We start from the raw sequence: 2,445 nt of genomic DNA, 5'->3' as shown, positions 1-2,445 counted from the left end.
GAAGAAGGCAAGGCCAGCGTGCCCATCGGCCAGCCGATTGCCAACCTCAGCACCTACATCCTCGACGCCGAGCTGCAACCGGTGCCGCCCGGGGTGATCGGCGAGCTGTACCTGGGCGGTGCAGGCCTGGCCCGCGGTTACCACCGTCGCCCGACCCTGACCGCCGAGCGCTTCATGACCAGCCCGTTTGGGGACGGTCAACGCCTGTACCGCACCGGCGACCTGGCCAGCTATCGCATTGACGGCGTGATCGAATACCGTGGGCGTATCGACCACCAGGTGAAAATCCGCGGCCTGCGTATCGAGTTGGGGGAAATCGAAACCCGCCTGATGGAACTGGACTGCGTGCGCGAAGCCGTGGTGATCGCCGCCGATGGTCAATTGGTCGCCTATGCCGTACCGACCGAAACCCGCGAAGCCGATGAACTGCGCAGCGAGATCAAACAGCGCCTGGGCGAACACTTGCCCGACTACATGGTGCCGGCGCAATTGATCTTCCTCGATCAACTGCCCCTGAGCCCCAACGGCAAGCTGGAANGCGAACACTTGCCCGACTACATGGTGCCGGCGCAATTGATCTTCCTCGATCAACTGCCCCTGAGCCCCAACGGCAAGCTGGACCGCAAGGCCCTGCCGAAACCCGATGCGAGCCTGTTGCAAAAAGCTTACGTGGCGCCGCAAAGCCCGCTGGAGCAGCGGATCGCAGCCATCTGGCAAGACGTGCTCAAACTGGAACGTGTGGGCCTGAACGACGACTTCTTCGAGCTGGGCGGTCATTCCCTGTTGGCCACCCAGGTCATCTCCCGGGTGCGCCACGCCCTGAACACCGATGTGCCCCTGCGCAACCTGTTCGAGTCCAGCACCCTGCATACGTTCGTCGCCAGCCTGGCGCAGGAGCCGGCGCGCCATGAGCCGCCATTGGTGCGGGTTGAGCGCGATCAGCCGCTGCCTCTGTCCTATGCCCAGGAACGCCAGTGGTTCCTCTGGCAACTGGATCCTGACAGCACGGCCTACCACATCCCGGCAGCCCTGCGCCTGCGCGGCCACCTGGACACCCAGGCCCTGCAACGCAGCTTTGACGGCCTGATTGCCCGCCATGAGAGCCTGCGCACCTCGTTCTCCCAGGAAGGTGAACGCACCGTGCAACGGATTGCCTCCCATGCTCACCTGGCAATGACCATCGAGGCGTGCCCGGACGCCGACGCGCAGACGATACGTGCGTGTATCGAAGACGAGACCCGACAGTTGTTCGACTTGCAGCACGGCCCGCTGCTGCGGGTCAAGTTGCTGAGACTGGCACCTGACGATCACGTGCTGATCATCACTCAGCACCATATCGTCTCCGACGGTTGGTCGATTAATGTGATGATCCAGGAGTTGGTCGCCCTGTATGCGGGGTTCAGCCGGCAACAGGATGTCAGCCTGCCCGAACTGCCCATCCAATACGCTGACTATGGCGTGTGGCAACGTCAATGGATGGACGCTGGGGAACGCGAGCGCCAACTGGCCTACTGGACCGGTCAACTGGGCGATGAGCAAACGGTGCTGGAACTGCCTACCGACCACGTCCGGCCGTCCGAGCAAAGCTACCGAGGTGGGCAACTGGAACTGGTGCTGGACCGCGAGCTGAATCAGGCGCTCAAGCAATTGGCACGTGAGCAAGGCGTGACCTTGTTCATGCTATTGCTGGCGTCGTTCCAGACCCTGTTGCATCGCTACAGCGGGCAAACCGATATCCGTGTCGGCGTGCCGATTGCCAACCGCAACCGCGTGGAAACCGAGGGATTGATCGGATTTTTCGTCAACACCCAGGTACTGCGCGCAACGCTCGACGGCCAGGTGCGGTTTGTCGAGTTGCTGCAACAGGTCAAACAGCATGCCTTGCAGGCCCAGGCTCACCAGGACCTGCCATTCGAGCAATTGGTCGAAGCACTGCAGCCACAACGCAGCCTCAGCCACAGCCCGCTGTTCCAAGTGATGTACAACCATGCCAGCGTGCAACCGCAAACCCGCGTCACGCTACCTGGCCTGAGCCTCGAAGTGCTGGAAGGCACGTTGCCCAGCACTCAGTTCGACCTCTCGCTGGACACCTTCGAGTCCACCGACACACTGCAGGCAACCCTTACCTACGCCATCGATCTGTTTGAGGCCTCGACCATCCGCCGCCTGGCCGCGCATTGGCAGAACCTGTTGCAGGCGATCGTGCGTGACTCGCAGCAACGCCTCGGTGAACTGGACATGCTGGGCCGCGAAGAACATCACCTGATGCTGCATGACTGGAGCACCGCCACTCTCGATTACCCCAGTGAGCAGCGGGTTCACCAACTGTTCGAAGCCCAGGTAGCACAGCAACCTTCAGCGCCGGCCTTGCTCTTCGAAGACCGTCAACTGACCTATGCCGAACTCAACGCCCGGGCCAACCGCCTGGCCCGGCATCTGGTGCGG

The 2,445-nt window shown here is 62.3% G+C and carries 1 protein-coding gene and 1 pseudogene; both read left to right on the top strand.

Annotated features, from left to right (window positions below; all coding sequences use genetic code 11):
* A pseudogene (locus ASD70_RS29505) lies at positions 1-537 on the top strand (AMP-binding enzyme); the annotation flags it as partial.
* Position 538: 1 nt separating this feature from the next.
* Positions 539-2,445: condensation domain-containing protein (locus tag ASD70_RS15575; protein WP_236708720.1), on the top strand; the 1,907-nt coding region annotated here is incomplete at both ends.

Origin of the sequence: Pseudomonas sp. Root569, from assembly GCF_001427465.1 — a bacterium.
GTDB classification, from domain to species: domain Bacteria; phylum Pseudomonadota; class Gammaproteobacteria; order Pseudomonadales; family Pseudomonadaceae; genus Aquipseudomonas; species Aquipseudomonas synxantha.
This window is presented reverse-complemented; position numbering and strand designations above follow the sequence as displayed.